The organism is Pseudomonas sp. Kh14 (genome assembly GCF_900291005.1).
Classification (GTDB): domain Bacteria; phylum Pseudomonadota; class Gammaproteobacteria; order Pseudomonadales; family Pseudomonadaceae; genus Aquipseudomonas; species Aquipseudomonas alloputida.
Map to the genome: position 1 here is coordinate 585691 of NZ_OLKJ01000034.1, position 22616 is coordinate 608306.

The window sequence follows — 22616 nt, forward strand, 5'->3', positions numbered from 1 at the left end:
CATGACATTGCCACGCCACCTTTGCCTGCTGCCCCTGAGCTTGTCACTCCTCGCCTGCTCCACGCCAACGCCACCAACTATGGGCATCGCCCCGCCCGCCGATTGGCAAAGCCCTACTGCGAGCAAGGCACAGGCACTGCCTGATCAACGCTGGTGGCAGGCCTTCGCCAGCCCAGAACTTGACCAGTTGATCGAGATTGCCCGAAACAACAGCCACGACCTGGCCGCGGCTGCAGCCCGGGTACGCCAGGCCCAGGCGCGGGCAGTAATCGCCGGCGCGCCGCTGCTGCCTGAGGTGCAGTTCGGCCTGGATGCCAGCCGCCAGCGCCTGCTTCGCGGCGAGGGCAACGATCAGCTCGATGCCAGCAGCAGTGAGCGCACCAGCACCTCGTTCGATGCCAACCTCAGCGCCAGCTACGAAATCGATTTCTGGGGCGGCCTGCGCAGTGCCCGCGACAGCGCCTTGCGCAGCCTCGACGCCAGCCGCTTGGACCGCCAGACCGTGAAGCTGACCCTGTTCGGCAGCGTCGCCGACACTTACCTGCAAAGCCTGGCTCTCAAAGAACAGCTGCGTATAGCCCAACTCAACCTGCGCAACGCCCAAGCGGTGCTGAGCCTGGTCGAAGCCCGCCAGCAGTCCGGCTCCAGCACCCAACTCGAGCTGGCCCAGCAGCGCAGCCTGGTGGCCGCTCAGCAACGCCAACTGCCGCTACTTGAGCAGCAGTGGCAAGACACCCAGGTCACCCTGGCAACGCTACTGGGGCTACCGGTGCAACAACTGCCGACCAGTACCGCAGCGTTCGCTGACCTGCGCTGGCCTCGCATCGCCAGTGGCGTGCCCAGCGAGCTGCTGGCGCGTCGCCCCGACATTGCAGCCGCCGAGGCGCGCCTGGCCGCGGCCAGCGCCAATGTGCAGGTCGCCAGGGCAGCCCTGTTGCCCAAACTCACGCTGGGCGTGGAATTCGGCAGCGGCGCCAGCACCTTCGCGCAGATTTTCGACAGCCCCTACTACACCCTGACCAGTGGCCTGGTCGCCCCGGTGTTCAACCGAGGCCGTCTGCGCGCCGCGCAGCAACTGGCCGAGGCCGAACAGGAAGAGTTGCTGGAGGCTTACCGCACCAGCATCCTGGCCGCTTTCGCCGATGTAGAAAAAGCACTGAACGCCACCCAAGGGGTGGACCGTCAACGCCAGTGGCAGGATCAGGAAGTTGAACAATCACGCATCGCCTTCCAGCTGGCCGAACGCCGCTACCGCGCCGGCGCCGAGACCTTGCTGACCGTGCTCGACACCCAGCGCAGCCTGTACCAGGCCCAGGACCAGCAGGCCCGCCTGCAGCTAAGCCAACTGCAGGCCAGCGTGGCCCTTTACAAAGCCTTGGGCGGTGGCTGGCAAGCGGATAGCCCGACGCGCTAGGGCGTCAGGCTATCTGGTGTTCACGACCGCTGCCTGACCTTCAGGTGGCGAGCATACCAGGGGCGGCGCGGCACTTTGCCTACCAGCCCGTCAAAGCGCTCCTCGTCGCTGTAAATCAGACGCAAGGCCAGCTTCATGGTTTCCGGGTCCATCTCCACGCTACGCCCTGGGCGCAGCCCCGGCACGTTACTGCAGCCGTGCGTGTCCGGTCCCAGCCAAGGGTCGGCGACCTCCACCCAGCGCCCCGGCGCGAACCATGGCACGCCATTGACCTCAAGGCGCGTGACTGCGCCAGGGTGGAATCGTTCATGGGCGCGGAACCAGTCCTCGACACGGTCGTCGATCCAGCCATGGAAGCGCCAGAACACAGGGTTGACGTGGGAAGAGAACGGGTCCCCGAGAAAGTCGTTCTGCGCGCCATACCAGCGCGCCGCGAAATCATCCGGCGTGCGCGCCATCGGCACCGGCATGCCGTTGCTCGGGTCACGTGGGACTGAGGCCCAGCGCATGTGCAGCCAGTCGTGCAAGCCCAGTTCAAGCTCCGAGCCGAACTGCCCCAACGTCAGCCGGGACAGGTACTGGGGGTCGCTGTAACGCGACTCCCACACCTCGAAATTGCCATGAAAGGTTTCGGCGCTTTTGATATCGCGCACCCACTGGGTGTACTCGTCATCATCGTAAGCCAACCAGGTTGGTGGCAAGGCGTTGCCGTCATGATTATCGAAGTAACGCGCGAAACCCAGGCGATCGCGCTCAAGGTCAGGCTGTGGCAAGGGGAAGCGCGGCCATGACGGCAGGTCCTGGATGGCCCGTGCAGCGCCGAGCATGTGCCGGTGCATGAACAGGAAGTCTTCACCCGAGCCGTTGCGGTCCTTGTGCCGGCCACGGGCATCGCGTTCACGGTCACGCGGCCCCGGCTGCCAGCCCAGGCCACGCAAGGCGTTGCGCTTGTCCTTGTCGAGCTTGTGCCATTTGTCACGTGAGGCATGCCACAGCTGGTGGAACAGGCGATGCTCCGGCGCGATCAGCCAATCGATCATCGCCGGCGACAAGGCGGTGCGTTCGCGGGCTTCGGGAAAGGTCTGCTTGTGGGCCAGGAAGCGATTGTCCTGCTCGGGCATGGCCAATGGCCGCTCAAGGTCGAGGATGCTCCCATTGAGGGTGGCCGGCCCCGCATTGCCAAATACCCCCCACACTTCATCCAGCACGAGATGGCACTCGTAGCGCGGCATGCGGCCGCCATCGGCACTGTCGAACAAGCGCCAGCGCAACCGCCCCGGCTTGTCGGCAGGCAAGTCGCCGAGCACCCGATATCGTGGCTCGCCACCGCTGCGCAAGCGCTCGGCGGTATCGAGGTAACCGCGAATGCTGCGGCCCTTCTGCGCAACATCGATGAACAATTCCAGCGTCTCGCCCTGCAAGCCCGGCAAGCCGGCCTGCGCCCCCTTGAACGACCAGCGCCAGATGCCGCGCAAGGTGTCGCCCAGTTGCTGGGTCGCCGTATCGGCCAATTCCACGACCGCCTCGCCGGGGGTTTCCGGGAATTCCTCTCGGGTGAGCTGACGCTGGACATACAGCGCCCCCGGCACCGTAACGCCCGCCAGTGCCACGCCCGCGATGAAGCCTCTCCGAGAAATCGTCATTGAACTACCTGTGCCAGTCGTTATGGCCGCTTAGCACGGCCCATCGAAGGCTAGAACGTTGAGCTGGCAAGAAAATTTAACCGCCCTGGCGGCGCGCCGGAGACAGGAGGGCCGGTTAAATTTCTGCCGCGTGCACTCGTTCCCTCCAGGTAGCAATGGCCCCAGGCCCGAACCTCTGCGGTGAACCTACTGAGACCGAAATGACGACAGCACGCTGGAAAAAAGCCTTGTATATCAGCCTGGCCGCCACCTTGACCGTCGGTGCCGGAGCGGCTGCCTGGTACCACTTCGACAAGGACGGCTACCCCATAGAGGTCGTGCGCCAGGCCAATGATCTGCAAGAGCGGATCATTTCGTTCGACAGCCATCTCACCCTGCCGCTGGACTTCGGCACCGAAGGCCGCGAAGCTGACAAGGATGGCCCGGGCCAGTTCGACCTGGCCAAAGCCGCGCGCGGGCGACTGTCCGGCGCTGCCCTGACCGTCTTCGCTTGGCCCGAGTCCTGGACCGGCGACAACGGGCCGCACCATCCAACCGACGGTTTCGTCGATGCCGGGCGGCATGCCCAGGAAGTGCGCTACCACGCCATCAGCGCGATGGTGCGAGACTTCCCTAACCAGGTCGGTATCGCCTATACCCCCGACGACATGCGGCGCCTGCACGGCGAAGGCAAATTCGCGGTGTTCATCAGCATGCTCAACGCCTATGCCCTGGGCGACGACCTCAGCCAGCTGGACACCTGGGCTGCCCGTGGTGTGCGCATGTTCGGCTTCAACTACATCGGCAACAACAACTGGGCCGACTCCTCACGCCCACTGCCATTCTTCAATGACACCCCAGATGCCCTCGGCGGTTTGTCTGCCATCGGCCGCCAGGCGGTGCAACGGCTCAATGACCTGGGCGTGATCATCGACGTTTCGCAGATGTCGACCCAGGCCCTGACCCAGGTGGTCGAACTCAGCCGTGCGCCAGTGGTGGCCTCGCATTCGGCCCCCAGGGCCGCCGTTGACATTCCGCGCAACCTCACTGACAAGGAAATGCAACTGATCAAGGGCACCGGCGGGGTCATCCAGATCGTTGCCTTCGGCACCTACATCAAGCCGCTGACCCAGAAGTCGCAAGAGCGCCTGAACAGCCTGCGCGCCGAGTACGGTCTGCCGCCCCTGGTCAACCAGGCCAATGCCTTGATGCCGGGCGACCCGATCATCGCCGGCTGGCCCGAGCAGAAAGTCGGCCAGTACGCCGAAGCGCTGTACGCGATCCTCGAGGAAGAGCCCCAGGCAACGCTGAAGGATTACGGCGACGTCATCGACTACGCAGTACGCAAGGTCGGCATCGACCACGTCGGCATTGCCTCGGACTTCAACGAGGGCGGCGGCATCGCCGGCTGGAACGATGCCAGTCAGGCGCGCAACGTCACCGCCGAGCTGATCAGCCGCGGCTACAGCGAAGCCGATATTGCCAAGCTATGGGGTGGCAACTTCCTACGGGTCTGGGGCCAAGTGCAAAACGCTGCACGCCCGACCGCCACCTCTTCCCGTTGAGCTGCGAGCCGCCCATGAACGACCGACGTACTTTCCTCAAGCAGGCCAGCCTACTTGCAGCCGGGCTGCCCTTGGCCGGCCAACTGCTGGGCAGCGCCCAGGCGGCGCCGCGCAAGCCTCCGGCGACGGATGCCTGGAGCGGTTTTCGCCAACTGTTCGAGCTCGACCCCCACTACGCGCACTTCGCCAACTTCCTCATCACCTCGCACCCGCGCCCCGTGCGCGAAGCGATCGCAAACCTTCGCGCACAACTCGACCAACACCCGGCACGCTGCGTCGAGTGGGACACCCAGAGCGAATGGAAGCACGAAGCCGAGGTGCGTGAATGGGCGGGCCGCTATCTTGAAGTCAAGCCACGCCAGATCGCCCTCACCGGCAGCACCACCGAAGGCCTCGGGATGATCTACGGCGGCCTGCGCCTGAATCCGCAGCAAGAAATCCTGACCACCGAACACGAGCATTACTCCACCCGCAACATCCTCGCCTATCGCAGCCAGCGTGACGGCACCCAGGTGCGCAAGCTGCGCCTGTTCGACGACCCGGCCAAGGTCTCCGACGACCAGGTACTAAGCACCATTGCTGCCGCCATCAAGCCGCAAACCCGTGTGCTGGGCATGACCTGGGTGCATTCAGGCAGTGGCGTGAAACTGCCCGTCGGGCAGATCGGCGCCCTGGTCCACGAGGCCAACCGCAACCGTGACGAAAACGACCGCATCCTCTACGTGATCGATGGCGTGCACGGCTTCGGCGTCGAAGACATGCGCTTCGCCGACCTGCAGTGTGACTACTTCATCGCCGGCACCCACAAGTGGATGTTCGGCCCACGAGGCACCGGGATCATCTGCGCCGCCTCCACCGAGCTCAAGCACCTTACGCCCACCTTCGCCACCTTCTCGGAGAATGAGGATTTTGCCACCACCATGACCCCAGGTGGCTACCACGCCTTCGAGCATCGCTGGGCGTTGGGCAAGGCATTCGAGCTGCATCTGCAGCACGGCAAGGCGGCGATCCAGGCACGCATCCATGGCCTCAACGACTACCTCAAGGAGCGCCTCGCGCAGCACCGCGCCATCGAACTGGTGACGCCGCGCAGCCCTAACCATTCAGCGGGCTTCACCTTCTTCCGGGTCAAGGGCCAGGACGTCGAGGCCATAGCAGCGCACCTGAACAGCCAGCGCATCGTGGTCGATGCGGTCGATCGCGATGTCGGGCCGGTCGTGCGTACCGCGCCTGGCCTGTTGAACACCGAAGCCGAGATCGACCGCCTGGTCGATGTCCTGGGCCAACGCCTGCGCGCCTGATTTTTCTTAGCCAACAGCTGACGGAATCTACTTCATGTCCGATGATGCACGCCTCATCTCATCCCCCCGGTTCACGCCTCGCTTGCGCCACTTGTGCTGCCTGGCCGTGCTTGGTCTGGGCGCCGCCAGTGCGCAGGCCGCCAGCCAGCCCACCCCAGGCGAAGTCTTCCGCGACTGCAAGGCGGCCTGCCCGGAAATGGTGGTGCTGCCCGCCGGCAGCTTCGTGATGGGTACGCCCGAGGATGAGCCCGGGCGCGAGGGCGATGAGGGTCCACAGCACACCGTGACCTTTGCCAAACCATTCGCCATCAGCCGCTACCATGTCACCGCAGGCGAACTGGATGCCTATATCCGCGAGAGCGGGGTAAAGATCGCCGACGGCGACACCCGCCCGGGGCGCTTCTGCGCCGCCAGCAAGCCAACCTACAAACAGGGCCCGCGCCAGCCTGCCGTGTGCGTGAGCTGGTTCGATGTCGAGCAGTACGCCAAGTGGCTGTCGAAAAAAACCGGCCACACCTACCGCATGATCAGCGAAGCCGAGCGCGAATATGCCGCGCGTGCCGGTTCAACCGGCCCGTTCCCCTTCCCCTTCGATAACGGCGACGCCTCCACGTACAGCATCGCCCAGCACGCCAACACCTACGGCCCCACCGACGGTTACTCGTACACCGCCCCGGTCGGCAGCTACCCGGCCAACGCCTTCGGTGTCTACGACATGCACGGCAACGTGTATGAGTGGACGGCCGACTGCTGGCACGACGGCTACGACGGTGCGCCGAGCGATGGCAGCGTCTGGTCCGGCGGCGACTGCAGCGTGCGAGTGATGCGTGGTAACGACTGGGGCGAAGCCCCGGTGTTCTCGCGCTCCGGCAACCGCAACAACCGTGCCCCCGATGTGCGCGGCGATTTCCTCGGCTTCCGGGTCGCTCGCGAACTCTGATGGCCCCTAACCACGCGTGATTCGGGAGACACCCATGACCAGTAAACCACGTGGCGCCGTCAGCGAACTGTTCGGCCTGCTCAAACCCTTCTGGCCCCTGGTGACGGTTTCGATCATCCTGGGCATGGTCGGTGGCCTCAGTGTCACCGCCCTGCTGGCGACCATCAACTCGGCCCTGCACAGCGACACCGGCCTGACTCAAGGCGTGGTCCTGGGTTTTGCCGGGCTGTGCCTGCTGGCGCTGTTCAGCTCGATCTGCTCGGACATGGGCACCAACTGGGTCGGCCAGCACATCATCGCGCGCCTGCGCCGTGAGCTGGGCGAGAAGGTGCTGGCAGCGCCGATCGACCAGATCGAACGCTACCGCAGCCACCGTCTCATCCCAGTGCTGACCCATGACGTCGACACCATCAGCGACTTCGCCTTCGTCTTCGCGCCCCTGGCCGTTTCGCTCACCGTCACCGTGGGCTGCCTGGGCTATCTGGCGCACCTGTCGATACCGATGTTCCTGGTGATCCTGGTGGCCATCGGCATCGGCTCGGTCATGCAGTTCGTTGCCCGCTCGTGGGGTGTGCGCGGCTTCGAAAGCGCCCGAGAAGCCGAGGATGAACTGCAAAAGCACTACAGCGCGATCGCCGAAGGTGCCAAGGAACTGCGCATTCACCGCCCACGCCGCAAACGCATGTTCCAGCACGGCATCCAGGACACCGCCAACCGTATTTGCGCCACCCAGGTACGCTCGATCAACACCTTCGTAATCGCCAAGACCCTGGGCTCGATGCTGTTCTTCGTGGTCATCGCCGTGGCCCTGGCCATGCAGTCGCTGTGGCCCACAGGCGACAAGAGCGTCACCAGCGGTTTCGTGCTGGTGCTGCTGTACATGAAAGGCCCGCTGGAACACCTGATCAGCACCCTGCCGATCATCAGCAAGGCCCAGATCGCCTTCCGCCGCATCGCCGAACTGTCACGCCAGTTCTCATCGCCCGAGCCGCACTTGCTGCTGGATGACACCCGCGCCGCCGACAAGGGCCTGCACACCCTGCAGCTGCAGGACGTCAGCTACACCTTCCCCCGTGTGGAAGGCAGTGAGCCGTTTCATCTGGGTCCGGTGAACCTGAGCATCAAGCAAGGCGACATCGTGTTCATCGTCGGCGAAAACGGTTGCGGAAAGACCACCCTTATCAAGCTGCTGCTCGGCCTATACGCACCTCAGCAAGGCACGATCAGCCTCGACGGCAAGCCGGTGACGGCCGAAAACCGTGACGACTACCGGCAGCTGTTCACCACCATCTTCGCCGACTACTACCTGTTCGACGATGTCATCCAGGGTGACCGGCCAGTACCTGCCGACGCCAGTCGCTACCTGGAGCGCCTGGAGATCGCTCACAAGGTCAGCATCCGTGACGGCGTGTTCAGCACCACCGACCTGTCCACTGGCCAACGCAAGCGCCTGGCGCTAGTGAGCGCCTGGCTGGAGGAGCGCCCGGTGCTGGTGTTCGACGAATGGGCCGCCGACCAGGATCCGACGTTCCGGCGCATTTTCTACACAGAGCTGCTGCCGGACCTCAAGCGCCTGGGCAAGACCATCATCGTGATCAGCCACGACGACCGCTACTTCGACGTCGCCGACCAGCTCATCCACATGGCGGCAGGCAAGGTCCAACAGGAGAACCGCGTCGCAGATTGCATTTAATTTTTCCGGTTTTGGCCGATGAGTGCGTCCCAATCAATAACAAGAATTAATACTATTAACATCTGACACTCAAGGGCTTTGAAAAAATGCCAACACAACGTCTTCGCCCCCACGCTCTGGCGCTGGTCATTCGCCGCTCGTTGCGCCTTGCAGCGCCAATGGCCGTCGGCCTGGCGGGCCTGCCGGCCATCGCCCAGGCCCAACAGGTCCAGTTCAACGTGCCGGCCCAGCCGCTGGCCAGCGCCTTGTTGGCCTTCGGCTCGCAATCGAACCTGCAGGTGCTCTATAGCCCACAGGACGTGGAAGGCAAGCGCAGCAGCGCACTGACCGGTGCGATGGAGCCCGCCGCGGCCCTGTCGCGGCTGCTGCAGGGTACCGGTGTGAGCTATCAGATCCAAGGCAACCAAGTCACCATCCACACCCGGGAGGGGGGCGCTGCGGTGGAACTTGGGGCAACCAACATCGATGGTAAGGGTTTGGGGCAAACCACCGAGAACACCGGTTCCTATACCACTGGCAGCATGCAGACCGCGACCAAACTGCCACTGACCCTGCGCGAAACCCCGCAGGCCGTCACCGTCATCACCCGCCAGCGCATGGACGACCAGTCGATGCGTAGCCTCGACGACGTGGTCCAGGCCACTCCTGGTCTGCGCATGTCGGCGGCGCGCCCGGCCAACAGCGAGTACTTTTCCCGCGGCTTTCCCATCAACAACCTGATGTTCGATGGCTTGCCCACCACCTACAACGCCGACTGGGTCGCCGCGGCCGACATGGCGCCCTACGACCGCGTCGAGATCGTGCGAGGCGCCACCGGCATGATGCAAGGTGCCGGCAACCCGTCGGCAGCCATCAACATGGTGCGCAAACGCCCTACCAAGGATTTCCAGGGCAGCGTCACCGGCTCGGCCGGCAGCTGGGACAATTACCGCGGCGAGCTCGATCTCAGCGGCCCCCTGAATGACAACGGCAGCGTCCGTGGCCGCTTCGTCGGCGCCTACAACGACAAGGACAGCTACCAGGATTACGCCGGTCGCGAACGCGGCCTGTTCTACGGCATCACCGAGTTCGACCTGACGGACGACACCACACTGACCGTGGGCGCGTCGAACCAGAACGACAACAACAACATCAACTGGGGTGGCCTGCCGGTCAATCGCGATGGCAGCCATGTGGGCTACTCGCGCTCGCGCAATATGGGCTACGACTGGAGCTACCAGGACATCGATAACACTACGGTGTTCGCCGAGGTCGATCACCGCTTCGACAACGACTGGCGCCTGCACCTGGCAGCGTCCAAGAACTGGTCGGACTTCGCCATGCAAGGTGCCGTGTTCGAGCGCACCGGTTCGGCAACCAACGAGGGGTTCCGCCAGCGCGTGTTCAACCAGCGCCGCGACTACGACCAGTCGACCTACGACGTCTATGCCAATGGCCCGTTCCAGCTGTTCGACCGCCAGCATGAACTGGTGGTGGGCGCCAGCAAGCGCGAAGTCAAGACCAGCGCCCACGGCGGCACCGTGTTCATCCCGGTCGACAGCCTCTTCAGCGTCAACCCCAGTGGCATCGACAAGCCGAATGTCGATGATATCTACAACCTGAGCGAGCACGTCGAGCAGGAAGGGGCGTACGTCACCACCCGCCTGAACATCGCCGACCCGCTGAAGGTCATCCTGGGTGCACGCCTGGACTGGTACGACAACAAGTCGGTGTACAGCGAAATCAACGACGGCTACTACACCAACAGCGATTACAAGGTCACCCGCAACGTCACCCGCTACGCCGGGGTGATCTACGACCTGGACGACCACCACTCGGTCTACGCCAGCTACACCGATATCTTCATGCCGCAATCGGAACTGGCGCGTGACCGCTCCATCATCCGCCCAATCGAAGGCAAGAACTACGAGATCGGCATCAAGGGCGAGTACTTCGACGGCGCACTCAACGCCAGCGCAGCGATCTTCCAGATCGACCAGGAAAACCGCGCCGCGGAAGCTTCTAACCAGGAAGGTTGCGTCGACATCACCTGCTACGAAGCCTCGGGCAAGGTACGCACCCACGGTATCGACCTGGAGTTGATGGGCGCACTGACCCCCAACTGGCAAGTCGGCGCCGGCTACACCTACTCGCAAACCAAGTACCGCAAGGATGCCGACAAGAACAAGGAAGGCACCAAGTTCGACACCGACCTGCCAGAACACCTGTTCAAGCTGAGCACCACCTACACCTTGCCGGGCGAGCTGAACCAGTGGCGCGTGGGCGGTAACGTGTATGGCCAGAGCAGCATCTTCAACAAAGGCAGCAACAGCTTCGGCAACTACCACATCGATCAGGGTGCATACGCGGTAGTGGGCCTGATGGTCGGCTACAAGGTCAACAAGAACCTCGACACCCGCCTGAACCTCAACAACGTATTCGACAAGAAGTACTACCAGGGCATTGCCAGCAACAACTCCTGGAGCCCGTACGATGTGTATGGTGACCCACGCAACTTCACCATCACCGCCAAGTACAGCTTCTGATCGCCTGACGTTGAACGCAAAAAACCGCACCCAGGTGCGGTTTTTTCATGGAGGCCTGAAAGGCTCCCTTACAGATGCTGCTGCAATGCCTCGACCACCATCGCCAGGCCTTCATCGGCCTCCTCGATGATCGAACCCATACGCATGAAGTCATGGGTCACTCCCGGGATCACCGCAAGCTGCACCGCCACCCCGGCTTGCTCCAAGTGCCGTGCATAAGCGACACCCTGGTCATGCAGCGGGTCGCACTCGGCAATCAGCATCAGTGCAGGTGCACTGTTGCTGGCGATGCTGCCCAGCAACGGTGAGAAACGCGGGTCGTGACGGTCTGCCGGCACCGTGGCGTATTGCTGGTAGAACCACTCCAGGGTCTGCGCTTCAAGCAGGTAACCGCTGCCGTAGCGCTGCACCGAAGGCCGCCGACAACTGGCATCGGTCACCGGGTAGATCATTACCTGCAGGCGCGGTGCCGGCAGCTCGCGCTGCGCAGCCAACCGGTTGGCCAGAATGGTAGCCAGGCTACCACCGACACTGTCGCCCACCACCGCCAGTCGCTGCGCATCGAGGCCCAGCGCCTCGGCCTGCTCGACCAACCAGCGCCAGGCATCCAGGGCATCGTCACTGGCTGTCGGGAAACGCCACTGCGGCGCCAGCCGGTAGCCCACGGCAATCACCGGCACCCCGGCATCCTGCGCCAGGTTCCAGCACAGCGTGTCATGCGAATCGAGGCTGCCCACCACGTAGCCGCCGCCATGCAGGTACAGCAGCGCCGCGCCGGCCAGTGCAGGGTCGGCCTGCGGCGGGCGGTACAAGCGCACCGGCAAGGTATGGCCATCGCGGGTGGTCAACGAAAGGTCGCTGATGCAGTCCGGTTCGTCGGCCTTGCCCGCAATCAGCGCCGAGGACTCTTCGAACTGGCGCCGCGCCTCGTCCGCCGCCAGGGCATGCATGGGCAGCACCTTGCCGGCGCTGCGTCCGGCCTCCACCAGTTGCAGGTAGGCCGCCAGGTCAGGGTTCAGGGACATCGTTCGATTCTCCAGAGGGGCCGCGCTGGCGGCCCCGAAAGCTCATGAAAGTTCAATGACGCAGGCGTGCGTGAGGTTGGGTTCGAGCAGCGCTTGTACGTCGTCGAGCAGGGTGGCCTCATGCGGCACCTGGAAGTGCCCACAGGCCAGAAGCTGCGCAGTGTCCAGAGCCTGGCCAAGCTGCCCGGCCAAGGCTTCGCGCTCATCGTCACGGCCCGCTACCCACCAACTGTGCGGTACCACCTGCACGGGCTGGCACGTGTGCAGCTCACGCGACAGGCGCTTGAGGCTGCGCGCAGTGATGAACACCTGGGTCAGTTCATCGACGCCCAACCCCGTCGCCCCCTGCCTGTTGCCCAGTGCCTGCGTGATCAGCGCCCGCGCACTGCCCTCGCCTTCCGGCAGCGCCACATCACGCTGCACGGGCTGCGCCGAGGGTACGGTGGCCTGCAACAGCTCGTTCAAATCGTCCAGCCAATGATCGACTTGCAGGTGGGTTTGCGTGCTGGGCACAAAGCTGTCCAGCAGCGCGAGCAACTCCACGCGCTCGCCCTGCCCTTCCAGCACCGCCGCCATCAGTGCCGCCAAGGTGCCGCCGAGCGACCAGCCCAGCAAGCGGTACGGGCCATGCGGCTGCTGTTCACGAAGGCAGGCAACATAGTCGCTGGCCATGCTCTGCAGCGACGCTGCCTGCCAGGCACCGTCGAGCAGCTGCCGCGCCTGGATGCCGATGACCTGGCAGCGTCCATTCAAGCGCCTGGCCAGCGGTTCGTAATCGAACACCGTGCCAAACCCGGCATGCACGCAGAACAACGGTGCCTGGCCAGCCACAGGGGCGTTGAGCGACAACAGCGGGCTGTGCTTGCCCGCCACGGCGGTCAGCTCGGCGATGGTCGACTTCTGGATCAGGTCACGCAGGCGCAGGGTAAAGCCGATTTTTTTCAGCCCACGGGCCTTGGCCACCACCTGCATGCTGAGGATCGAATCGCCGCCCAGCTCGAAGAAGTTGTCGGTGATACCGACCTGCTCAACCTTGAGCACATCCTGCCAGATGCGCGCGATGGCCAGCTCCAGTTCGTTGCGCGGTGCCACATGTTCACGCAACGCCTGCATCGCAGGCAGCGCGTTGCGATCGAGCTTGCCGTTGGGGCTAAGCGGCATCCGCTCCAAAACCATCAGCTGCGCCGGCACCATGTACTCGGGCAGTTCCTGCTTGAGCCGTTCGCGCAATTGCTCGGCAATGCCTTGAGCGTGTCCCTGGGCCAGGGTCACATAGCCGAACAGCTGTTTGCCGCTGGGGCCGTCGCGCACCACCACCGCCGCCTGGCGTACCGGCTCCATGTCGGCCAGGCGCGCCTCGATTTCGCCCAGTTCGATGCGGAAACCGCGAACCTTGACCTGATTGTCCAGGCGCCCGAGGTAATCGAAGGTGCCGTCCTCCCGCTGGCGCACCAGGTCACCGGTGCGGTACAGGCGCCCACCCGGGTTGCCTAGGTCGGCGACAAAGCGTTCGGCGGTCAGCCCCGGGCGGTTCAGGTAGCCGCGGGCCACGCCGGTACCGCCCAGGTAGAGTTCTCCCGCCACACCGGGCGGCAGTGGGTTCAGGTCAACGTCCATGACATAGGCGCTACGCTGCCCAACCAACGTACCTATTGGCGCATAGACCGCGCCGCAAGGCTGCTGTGGCGCGGCTTTCCAGATCATCGGGGTAACCACGGTTTCGGTCGGCCCATAGCCATTGATGATGTACTGCGGCTGCAAGTAGGCATGCGCCTGTTCATAGCTGGCCTGCGGCACCGCATCACCGCCGAAGCAATAGATGCGCATCGGCGGTGGGTTGCCGTGCTCGCGCACCTGCTCGATCAATTGCTGCAAGTACACCGGCGGGAACGCTGCGACGCTCACGCCATGGCGATGCAGTGCCTGGCAGGTCTGCTCCGGGGTCCACAGCTCATCGCCGCGCAGCAGCACACTGCCGCCGTGGGTCAATGCGGTGAGCCAACGCTCGTGGGCGCCGTCAAAGGCAAACGACATGAACAACAGTTCGCAGTCGGCGGGGGTCATCTCATAGCGCTCACCAATGGCCTGGCAGTGCATCGCCAGCGCGTCATGGCTGACCACCACGCCTTTGGGCTTGCCGGTGGAGCCGGAGGTGTAGATGACGTAGGCCAGGTTCTCACCCTGCAGCGTTACCTGGGGCGCATGGCCTGGCCACTGCGCGGGGTCGAAACTGTCCAGGTTCAAGGCATGCACGTTGGCCAATTTCGGCAGGCCCGCCAGGGCCGCGGTCTGCGACACCAGCAGCGCGACGCCGGAGTCTTCCATCAGGTAACTCAGGCGCTCGGCGGGATACGCCGTGTCGATCGGCACATAGGCTGCGCCAGCCTTGAGCACCGCCAGCAGGGCGACGATCATCTGTGGGGTACGTTGCAAGGCGACGCCCACCCGCACTTCAGGACCCACGCCTTCGGCAATCAGAGCATGTGCCAAGCAATTGGCGGCGCGGTCGAGTTCGGCGAAGCTCAGGGTTTGCCCATCGACCTTGACCGCCACGGCATCACCTTGCTGCCGCGCCCATTGCGCGATGCGCTCGTGGACCAGCAGCGGCGCCTGTTGCGCTGGAGGCGTCAGCGCACGCAGGGGCGCGCCGGGCAGCAGCCCGAGGTTGCCCAGGCGCGCCTGGCCGTCCAGCGACAGCGCCTGCAGCAGCGCCTCCATGTTGGCGCGGATGCCCGCCACCGCTTCCTCGCTGAAGCACTGGCGCAGGTACATGTACTCGATGATTAACTGGTCTTCGACGATGACCATCAGGTCCATCGGGAAGTCGGTCAGGCCGGAGCCACCGACATCGCCGAATTGCAGGCTGTCGTCCTTCCACTCGCGCAGGGTGCGGTCCAGAGGCTGGTTCTCGAACACGATGATGCTGTCGAACAGTGGTTGGCCACTGCGCCCGGCCCAGCGCTGGATTTCGCCCAGTGCGGTGTACTCGTGGTCACGCAGCTCCAGGTTGATGCGCTGCAACTGCTGCAGCCACTGCCCGACCTGCGCCTGCGGGTCGACCTCATGAATCACCGGCAGGGTGTTGATGAACAGGCCCAGCATGCTCTGCACACCCGGCAGGGCGGCCGGGCGCCCCGCCACCGTGGCGCCAAAGCTGACACTGCGCTGGCCGCTGTAACGGCTGAGCAGCAACAACCAGGCGCCCTGCACCAAGGTGTTGAGGGTGATGCGCTGGGATTGTGCGAAGGCCTTGAACGTCTCGGTCTGCGCGACACTGAAACGGCTGTAGAAGGCCTGGTGGCCGCTGCCGCGCTCGCCGCTGGCGAAGGCATCGGCCAGGTAGGTCGGCTCCTGCAGGCTGGCCAGCTGCTGCTTCCAGAACGTTTCGCTGTGGCGCGGATCCTGCTGGCGCAGCCAGCCGATGTAGTCGCGGTAAGGCACCACGCTATCGAGCGTCTGCCCCGAATAGCAGGCCAGGACTTCGCCCATCAACTGCGACGTACTCCAGCCATCAAGCAAGATATGGTGGTAGGTCCAGATCAGTTGATGGCGCTGCTCGTCCAGGCGCACCAGCAGCATGCGCTGCAGCGGCGGCCTGGCCAGGTCGAAGCCGCGTTCACGCTCTTCATTGGCCAGCGCCTCCAGCGCCTGCACGCAATCGCCACGACCGCGCCAGTCCAGCTCACGCAATGGCAGTGGCACCTGCCCCATCACGTACTGCAATGGCTCATCCAGGTCTTGCCAGAGGAAGCCGGTGCGCAATACGTCGTGGCGCGCTACTACCGTTTCCCAGGCTTGGCGCAGGCGCTCGGCCACCAGGCCCTGTACCGGTACGCTCAACTGGTTGATGTACAGCTGGTCTTCAGGGCGGCCGTTGAGGCTCAGGAACAGCATGCCCTGCTGCATGGGCGACAGGCTGTAAAGGCCATCGACCCCAGCATGCTCCAGGGGCAATGCCTGCACCTGTTGCTCAGTCAGGCTGTGCAGGGCAACCGACGGCTGCTCGACGATCTGCCATTGGCCTACTCGATCCGCCAGCTGCTCAATGGTCTGCAACAGAAACAGGTCGCGCGGGGCAATGTCCAGCCCCAGTTGCCGGGCCTGGCTGACCACCTGGATGGCGATGATCGAATCGCCTCCCAGGGCAAAGAAGTTGTCCTGCATACCGACTTGGGGCAGGTTCAGCACCGTCTCCCAGATCGACGCCAGTTGCTGCTCCAGCACCGTGCGCGGAGCGACATACACCTGCCTGGCGGCGTTGAAATCCGGTGCCGGCAAGAGGTTGCGCGCCAACTTGCCGTTGGCGGTGACCGGCAAGTTGGCGAGCAGCATCAGGTGCGCCGGCACCATGTAATCGGGCAAGCCCTGACCGAGGAAATGCGCCAGTTGCTCACGCAGTTGCTGGCCCGCCTCGCTGCCCGGCTCGGCCTGCTCGGCAGCCATTGGCACCACATAGCCCACCAGTTGCTTGCCGCTCGGGCCGTCCTGGGCCAGCACCACTGCCTCGCGCACTTGGGCGTGCTCGGCCAGTCGTGCTTCGATCTCACCCAGCTCGATACGCAGGCCGCGAATTTTTACCTGGTGGTCGATACGCCCGGCGTAGTCAATCACACCGTTCGGGCGATAGCGCGCCAGGTCGCCAGTGCGGTACAGACGACCGCCCTGCTCATCGAACGGATCGGGCACGAAGCGTTCAGCCGTCAGTGCCGGGCGACCGTGGTAGCCCCGCGCCAGGCCAATGCCGGCCAGGTACAGCTCCCCATTGACGCCACGCGCAGCGGGCAGCAGGTCGGGTTCGAGGATGTGCGTGCGCAGGTTGTCGATCGGTTGGCCGATCGGCACGCTGAAGCCCTGCTTGTCGCCGCAGGTCCAGTGGGTCACGTCGATGGCGGCCTCGGTCGGACCGTACAGGTTGTACAACCCGGCATGAGGCAGGCGCTCGCGGCACTGTTGGGCCAATACGGCCGGCAGCGCTTCGCCACTGCACACCACGCGGCGGACGCTGCGGCACTGCTCGACCTCGGCGCTGGCCATGAAGGCCTGCAGCATCGAAGGCACGAAGTGCAGGGTGCTGACCTGGTGGTCGATGATGGTCTGGCACAGGCGCTGCGGGTCGCGGTGATCGCCGGGCAAGGCCACGGCCAGGCGCGCGCCGGTCATCAGCGGCCAGAAGAACTCCCACACCGACACATCGAAGCTGAACGGGGTTTTCTGCAGCACCGTGTCGCTGGCATCCAGGCCATAGGCGCCTTGCATCCACTGCAGCCGGTTGAGCAGCGCCTCGTGGGTGTTGCCCGCGCCCTTGGGCCGCCCGGTGGAACCGGAGGTGTAGATCACATAGGCCAGGTTGGCGAGGTGAACGTCCACCTCAGGGGCGGTGTCCGCATAGCCGGCCAGCCACTGCGCGCCCTGGTCCAGGCACAGGATACGTACCGCTGCCGGCACCGGCAGGCGCTCGGCCAATGCTTGTTGGCTGAGCAGCAGGCCGATGCCGCTGTCCTCGATCATGTAGGCCAGGCGGTCGCTCGGGTAATCCGGGTCCAGCGGCACATAGGCGCCCCCGGCCTTGAGCACGGCCATCAGGCCTATCACCAGTTCCAGGCTTCTTTCCACCGCCACGCCGACCAGCACTTCCGGGCCGACACCCTGCTCACGCAGTTTGTTCGCCAGGCGGTTGGCACGCTGATCCAGTTCGGCGTAGCTAAGGGTGGCATCGGCGAAAATCAACGCCGGCGCCTGCGGATGACGCTGGGCCTGATCCTCGAACAATTGATGCACCAGGCGCGCCTGCGGGTAGGCTACTGCGGTCGCGTTCCAGTCATGCAGCATGCACTGCTGCTCGAGATCATCCAGCATCGGCAGTTGCGCGACCACTTGGTTGGCGTCGCGACTGATGGCCTGGAGCAGATTGCGCCAGTGCCGGGCCATTTGCTCGATGGTCTGGCGGTCGTACAGTTCGGTGGCGAAGGTAAAGGCTGCCGTCATGCCGTCAGCGCGCTCGGCGGTATCCAGCGCCAGGTCGAACTGGGTGCTGTGCACCTGCCAGTCGACGGCCTCGATCTGCAGCCCAGGCACTTCCCGTGGCCCGCCTTTGGCCTCGGCCTGGTGGTTGAACATCACCTGGAACAGCGGGTTTTGGTTGAGGCTGCGGTCCGGTTTCAAGGCGGCGACCAACTGCTCGAACGGCAGGTCCTGATGGGCCTGGGCATCCAGCGCGGTCTGGCGCACCTGGCGCAGCAGCTCGACGAAACGCAGGCGCAGGTGAAACTCGGCCTTGTGCACCTGGGTATTGACGAAGAAACCCACCACCCCTTCGGTTTCGCCGCGCGTGCGATTGGCCACCGGCACGCCCACGCGGATGTCAGGCTGAGTCGAGTAACGATGCAGCAGGGTCTGGAAGCTGGCCAGCAGCAACATGAACAGGGTGACGCCCTGGGCCTGGGCCTGCCGCCTGAGTGCCTGCACCAGCGGCGCATCCAGCGCCAGGCTCAACTGGCCGCCAGCGCGGCTTGGCTGCGCCGGGCGCGGGTAGTCGGTCGGCAATTCCAGCACCGGCTGTTCACCGCCCAACTGTGCTTCCCAGTAGGCCAGCTGCCGCGCTTGCTCGCCCGCCTCCAGCCATTGGCGCTGCCAAGCCGCGTAGTCGGCGTATTGCACCGCCAGCGCGGGCAGTTCGACGGCCTGCCCATGACGATAGCCCTGGTACAGCGCCACGAGCTCGTTGACCAGCACCGCCATCGACCAGCCATCGGTGATGATGTGGTGCAGGTTCATCACCAGTACATGCGCCTGGGCCTCAAGGCGCAAAAGGTCAACGCGTATCATTGGGCCGTTGACCAGGTCGAAGGGTTCACGGGCCAACTGCTCGACCGTGGCCTGCAATTCGACAGCATCGACATCCGCCTGGCGCAGGCATGCACCCTGCGCCTCGGGGGCGTGAATCACCTGGCGCGCTTCGCCGTCGACCTGGACGAAGGTGGTGCGCAGGCTTTCGTGGCGTGCCACCAAGGCCTGGAAGGCCTGCTGCAGCGCCGCCACATCCAGCGCCCCGCGCAAATGCAGGGCCGACGCGATGTTGTAGGCGGCGCTGTGCGGCTCCAGTTGCCACAGTACCCATTGACGTTGCTGGGCATACGACAGCGCCAGGGGCTCTCCCCGTGGCACCACAGCGATGGCCGGCAGCTGCGCACCCGTCGTGGCAGCCGCCACCCGCTCGGCGAAGCCCGCCAGGTCCTGGGCCTCGAAGACACTGCGCAGCGGCACTTCCAGCGCCAGTTGCTGGCGCACGCGGCCTATCATCTGCGACGCCAGCAAGGAATGGCCACCCAGTTCGAAGAAGCTGTCGCTCAAGCCAACCTGCCCGACCTTCAGCACATCGGCCCAGATCGCCGCCAGCGCTTGCTGCAGTGGGCTGCTCGGCGCCTGGTACTGGCGCTGGGCGGCGGCAAGGTCAGGCGCCGGCAGCGCCTTGCGGTCGAGCTTGCCGTTGGGGGTCAGCGGCATGCGTGGAATGAACACCAGGTGGGTCGGCACCATGTAGTCCGGCATCGACTTCAATGCGTGGGCCTTGAGTGCCTGGCGCAGGGTTTCCTGAACCTCAGCATCAGCCTGCAGCAGGCTGGCATCGTACGGCACGATATAGCCTGCCAGCTGCTTGCCCAGCGGCCCGTCGACGTCGATCACGGCCACTTCGCGCACCGCACCGAAGCCCTGCAGGTTGGCCTCGATCTCGCCCAACTCGATGCGGAAACCGCGAATCTTCAACTGGTGGTCGATGCGCCCCATGTACTCCAGCACGCCATCGTCGCGGTATCGCACCAGGTCGCCGGTGCGATACAGCCGGCCGTGGCCGTGCGGGTTGGGGATGAAGCGCTCGGCGGTCAGCCCTGGGCGCTTCAGGTAACCGCGCGCCAGGCCATCGCCGCCAATGAACAGTTCGCCGCTCACGCCCACCGGCACCGCGTCGAACTGGGCGTCGAGGACGTGGAAAGTGGTATTGCCGATCGGCTTGCCCAACCACACCTGGCGGCTGTCGGTGACCTTTTCGATACCCGACCAGATGGTGGTTTCGGTCGGTCCGTAGAGGTTCCAAACATGCCCTGCCTGGTCGATCAGGCGCTGGGCCAGCTCGCTGCTCAAGGCCTCGCCGCCGCTGATCACCCGCTTGCCACGCAGGGCCTGGGGCGGGGCATTGTCCAGCAGCATGCGCCAGGTCGAGGGTGTCGCCTGGATCACGCTCACCGCCTGTTGCTCGATCACCCGCAGCAAGGCGAAGGGGTCTTTGTTCTGCTGGTCGGCCAGCAGCACCACGCTGGCCCCATGCAGCAACGGAAGGTACAGCTCCAGGCCGGCGATATCGAAGGACAGAGAGGTCAGCGCCAGTACCCGGTCGCTGGCCGCGATACCCGGTTGGCCGGCCATGCTGGTGAGGAAGTTGACCAGGGCACCGTGGCGCACCGTGACGCCTTTGGGCCTGCCGGTGGAACCTGAGGTGTAGATGACATAGGCGGGATGATCGGCATCGACGTCAAGCGGCAAGTCTTCTGCGGCAGCCGAGGCGTAGCACGCGGTATCAGTGTCCAGGCACAGGCTGGCGACCGTGGCCGGCACCTGCAGCCTCTCCAGCACAGCCTGCTCGGTCAGCAGCAACGCCAGGCCGCTGTCCTCGATCATGTAGGCCAGGCGCTCGGCCGGGTAGTCCGGGTCGAGCGGCACGTAAGCGCCCCCTGCCTTGAAGATCGCCAGCAGGCCCACCAGCATGCGGGGCCCGCGCGGCATCGCCACACCCACCAGCACTTCAGGGCCGACGCCACGCTCGCGCAGGGCGTGGGCCAACTGGTTGGCCTGGCGGTTGAGTTCGGTGTAGCTCAAGGTCTGCTCACCAAAACGCAGCGCCACGGCATCGGGCGTGCGACACACCTGCTGTTCGAACAGGCGATAGACGCCGAGCTTGGTGGGATAGGCCATCTGCGTCTGATTCCACTGGCCGAGAATGCGCTCGCGCTCGTCGTGCTCCAGCAACGCCAGCTCAAGCACACGCTTGCGCGGGTCCTGGCAGGCCTGAATCAGCAGGTTACGCCAGTGCCGCGCCATCTGTTCGATGCGCGAGACATCGAAGAGGTCAGTGGCATAGGTCAATGACGCGAACAGTCCATCGGCGTGCTCACGGGTGTCCAAAGTCAGGTCGAACTGAGTGGTGCGGCTGTCCCACTCCAGCCCACGCACCTGCAAGCCACTGAGCTGGGCATGGGCGTTGTTGGCAGCTTGCGCCTGGTGGTTGAACATCACCTGGAACAGCGGACTGTGGCTCATGCTGCGCTCCGGTTGCAGCGCCTCCACCAGTTGTTCGAACGGTAAGTCCTGGTGCGCCTGAGCCTGCAACGCGGTTTCCTTGACCTGTTGCAGCACATCGATGAAGCGGCTGTGCAGCGCGAAGTCGGCCTTGAGTACCTGGGTGTTGACGAAGAAACCGATCAAACCTTGCACTTCACTGCGGTTACGGTTGGCGATCGGTACGCCCACGCGCACCTGGGGTTGGCCGCTGTAGCGGTGCAGCAAGGTCTGGAACGATGCCAGCAACAGCATGAACAAGGTTACACCCTGGGCATTGGCCAACGCCTTGAGCGAATGCAGCAACACGGCATCGATCTCGATGCCCACCCGCGCACCGCGCCCGCTGGGCGCCACCGGCCGGGGGCGATTGGTCGGCAGGCTGAGCACCGGTTGCTCCCCGCCGAGGGTGTCCTTCCAGTAAGCCAGCTGCCGCGCCTGCTCACCCGCTTCCATCCAGTTGCGCTGCCAGATGGCATAGTCGGCGTATTGCACCGGCAGGGCCGGCAGATTCGGTGCCTGCCCCTGGCTGAGGCTTTCGTAGTACTGTACCAAATCGTTGATCAAGATCGGCATCGACCAGCCGTCAGCGGCAATATGGTGCACGGTCAACACCAGCACGTGGTCGTCTTCGCCAAGCGGCAGCAGGTTCAGCCGCAAAAGCGGCCCCTGTTCAAGATCGAACGGTTTGGCGATGCACGCCTCGACGTGCTCGCGCAAGGCGTCGCTGGTCGCGCTCATGCCGCTGAGCGGCTCTATGAGCAACTCGAACGGCATCTGCGGGTGGATGATCTGCACCACGCGGTCGCTGTCTTGGCGCAACGTGGTACGCAGCACTTCGTGGCGCTGCATCAGCGCCTGGCAGGCACCGCGCAAGGCCTCGATATCCAGCCGCCCCTGCAGCTGCAGCGCCGCACCGATGTTGTAGGCACCGCTGGCGGGGTCCAACTGCCAGAGAAACCACTGCCGCTCCTGGGCGTAAGACACCGGGGTCGGGTCGGCCGGGTCGCGGGCGAAGATGCGCGTCACCCCGTAGAAGTTGACACCCTGCTGCTTGAGCAAGGCGGCCAGGGCCTTGCGCTCCCGGGACGACAGTGACTCCACGGAATCGAGCAATGCTTGCACTTGAACATCTCCTACCAGGGCACCGGTCTTTGCCTGCGGAACGTGCCAGCCCGCGACAGGCTCATGATGCTGCCGA

Annotated in this window: 9 protein-coding genes; 6 read left to right on the plus strand and 3 right to left on the minus strand. The window is 64.7% G+C overall.

The window, feature by feature from the left end; genetic code table 11:
• The first annotated feature begins 1 nt into the window (after nucleotide 1).
• The gene (locus FQ668_RS20005) at nucleotides 2–1414 is read left to right on the plus strand and encodes an efflux transporter outer membrane subunit (RefSeq protein ID WP_019437858.1); all 1413 of its coding nucleotides are present in this window, start codon (nucleotides 2–4) and stop codon (nucleotides 1412–1414) included.
• Between the two features lie 20 nt (nucleotides 1415–1434).
• Here the strand turns inward: FQ668_RS20005 and FQ668_RS20010 are convergent, their stop codons facing one another.
• Nucleotides 1435–3057, minus strand: a complete 1623-nt coding sequence (locus FQ668_RS20010; protein ID WP_019437859.1) for a twin-arginine translocation signal domain-containing protein — start codon at nucleotides 3055–3057, stop codon at nucleotides 1435–1437.
• Nucleotides 3058–3257: 200 nt separating this feature from the next.
• On the opposite strand from FQ668_RS20010, the gene FQ668_RS20015 reads away from it, so the two are divergent.
• The 5 genes from FQ668_RS20015 to FQ668_RS20035 all read left to right on the plus strand — a co-directional run bounded on the left by FQ668_RS20015 (nucleotide 3258) and on the right by FQ668_RS20035 (nucleotide 11060).
• A complete protein-coding gene (locus FQ668_RS20015; protein ID WP_019437860.1) occupies nucleotides 3258–4601 on the plus strand; it encodes a dipeptidase in 1344 nt (447 codons plus the stop codon).
• Between the two features lie 14 nt (nucleotides 4602–4615).
• The gene (locus FQ668_RS20020; protein ID WP_019437861.1) at nucleotides 4616–5902 is read left to right on the plus strand and encodes an aminotransferase class V-fold PLP-dependent enzyme; all 1287 of its coding nucleotides are present in this window, start codon (nucleotides 4616–4618) and stop codon (nucleotides 5900–5902) included.
• A gap of 34 nt (nucleotides 5903–5936) precedes the next feature.
• Entirely contained in the window at nucleotides 5937–6842 is a 906-nt protein-coding gene (locus FQ668_RS20025) for a formylglycine-generating enzyme family protein (RefSeq protein WP_014590253.1), read from the plus strand.
• A 34-nt stretch (nucleotides 6843–6876) separates the two neighbouring features.
• The gene (locus tag FQ668_RS20030) at nucleotides 6877–8535 is read left to right on the plus strand and encodes a cyclic peptide export ABC transporter (RefSeq protein ID WP_019437862.1); all 1659 of its coding nucleotides are present in this window, start codon (nucleotides 6877–6879) and stop codon (nucleotides 8533–8535) included.
• Nucleotides 8536–8621: 86 nt separating this feature from the next.
• A complete protein-coding gene (locus FQ668_RS20035; RefSeq protein ID WP_010954972.1) occupies nucleotides 8622–11060 on the plus strand; it encodes a TonB-dependent siderophore receptor in 2439 nt (812 codons plus the stop codon).
• A 68-nt stretch (nucleotides 11061–11128) separates the two neighbouring features.
• Here FQ668_RS20035 and FQ668_RS20040 read toward each other — a convergent pair whose 3' ends face one another.
• Nucleotides 11129–12085 (minus strand): alpha/beta hydrolase, encoded by a 957-nt coding sequence (locus FQ668_RS20040; RefSeq protein WP_019437864.1) that lies wholly within the window; start codon nucleotides 12083–12085, stop codon nucleotides 11129–11131.
• 42 nt (nucleotides 12086–12127) lie between these two features.
• Nucleotides 12128–22540, minus strand: a complete 10413-nt coding sequence (locus FQ668_RS20045) for a non-ribosomal peptide synthetase (protein WP_144180598.1) — start codon at nucleotides 22538–22540, stop codon at nucleotides 12128–12130.
• Nucleotides 22541–22616 lie beyond the last annotated feature (76 nt).

Excerpts from the sequence above, each read along its gene's own strand:
- FQ668_RS20005 (WP_019437858.1), top strand. The coding sequence starts at position 2 with ATGACATTGCCACGCCACCTTTGCCTGCTGCCCCTGAGCTTGTCACTC.
- FQ668_RS20010 (WP_019437859.1), bottom strand. The coding sequence starts at position 3,057 with ATGACGATTTCTCGGAGAGGCTTCATCGCGGGCGTGGCACTGGCGGGC.
- FQ668_RS20015 (WP_019437860.1), top strand. The coding sequence starts at position 3,258 with ATGACGACAGCACGCTGGAAAAAAGCCTTGTATATCAGCCTGGCCGCC.
- FQ668_RS20020 (WP_019437861.1), top strand. The coding sequence starts at position 4,616 with ATGAACGACCGACGTACTTTCCTCAAGCAGGCCAGCCTACTTGCAGCC.
- FQ668_RS20025 (WP_014590253.1), top strand. The coding sequence starts at position 5,937 with ATGTCCGATGATGCACGCCTCATCTCATCCCCCCGGTTCACGCCTCGC.
- FQ668_RS20030 (WP_019437862.1), top strand. The coding sequence starts at position 6,877 with ATGACCAGTAAACCACGTGGCGCCGTCAGCGAACTGTTCGGCCTGCTC.
- FQ668_RS20035 (WP_010954972.1), top strand. The coding sequence starts at position 8,622 with ATGCCAACACAACGTCTTCGCCCCCACGCTCTGGCGCTGGTCATTCGC.
- FQ668_RS20040 (WP_019437864.1), bottom strand. The coding sequence starts at position 12,085 with ATGTCCCTGAACCCTGACCTGGCGGCCTACCTGCAACTGGTGGAGGCC.